Genomic DNA, 549 nt, shown 5'->3' on the forward strand with positions numbered 1-549 from the left:
CCGTTCAGGCGCCCATCAATTCGCAGCTGGCGCGCGGCCTGGGGCTCCCGGTCGCGGCGGCTGCGTTCTCCTTCCTGTCGGGCGCGGTCGTGCTCGGCGTCATCGCTGTCGTCGTGGTGAAGCTGCAGGGCATTTCGCTCGACTGGAAGGCGCCGGCGCCATGGCTGTTCATCGCCGGCGGCATGCTCGGCGGCTTCTACGTCACGCTCTCGACCATTCTCACGCCGCGCATCGGCGCCGCCGCGCTGATGGCGTTCCTGGTCGCCGGCCAGCTGCTGGCCGGCATGCTCATCGACCGTGCCGGCTTCCTCGGCGTGGCGGTGCGCGAGATCTCGCTCGGCCGCATTGCCGGCGCCGTGTTGCTGCTCGCCGGAGCGCTGCTCATCCGGCTCTTCTGATGCGCGTCGACCTCTTCGACTTCAACCTGCCGGAAGCGCGCATCGCGCTGCGCCCCGCCGAGCCGCGCGATAGCGCCAGGATGCTGGTCGTCAGGCCGGGGGAAGGGCTGTCCGACCGTACGGTGCGCGACCTGCCGTCGCTGCTCGGCGA

At 71.0% G+C, this 549-nt stretch carries 2 protein-coding genes; both read left to right on the forward strand.

Annotated features, from left to right (window positions below):
- The coding region (locus EN780_RS37070) for a DMT family transporter (RefSeq protein WP_128276634.1) at positions 1 to 398 on the forward strand (398 nt) is incomplete at its 5' end.
- On the forward strand, positions 398 to 549 hold a 152-nt coding region (locus EN780_RS37075; protein ID WP_189557148.1), incomplete at its 3' end, for an S-adenosylmethionine:tRNA ribosyltransferase-isomerase. The genes EN780_RS37070 and EN780_RS37075, both read left to right, overlap by 1 nt.

It is taken from the genome of Mesorhizobium sp. M4B.F.Ca.ET.089.01.1.1, assembly GCF_004022605.1.
GTDB lineage: Bacteria > Pseudomonadota > Alphaproteobacteria > Rhizobiales > Rhizobiaceae > Mesorhizobium > Mesorhizobium abyssinicae.